Below are 329 nucleotides of genomic sequence, written 5' to 3'. Positions count from 1 at the left end.
ATCAAAGAGAGTGCTTATGCTTTTGCGATGCAGCATATTGGCGGCGCACTTACTGGATCTGCACCATACAAACCCTATGCAATTATTGCTATCGACCAACCACTTCACGGTCAACGCGCACTAAGTGCAGATATTGTTACGACACCAACAACACCTACTGTATACATGAATCTTGAGTATTTACCTGTTGCACGAGATAACATCCGTCAGAGCGCCATTGATGGTCTTGGAGTTCGTTTTGCGTTAAATTCTGCTACTGATGCAGCATTTAGTAGCCTCGACAAAACGAATGTGTCTCTATTTGGGCATTCTATCGGGGCGATTACAGG

Annotated in this window: 1 pseudogene; it reads left to right on the top strand. The window is 44.7% G+C overall.

Annotated features, from left to right (window positions below):
• Nucleotides 1-329: pseudogene (locus AB4486_RS28660) on the top strand (fumarate hydrolyase); the annotation flags it as partial.

It is taken from the genome of Vibrio sp. 10N.222.55.C6 (assembly GCF_041473395.1).
Classification (GTDB): Bacteria; Pseudomonadota; Gammaproteobacteria; order Enterobacterales; family Vibrionaceae; genus Vibrio; species Vibrio crassostreae_C.
Note: the sequence above shows the minus strand (reverse complement) of the source record. Positions and strands in the feature narration are given on the sequence as shown.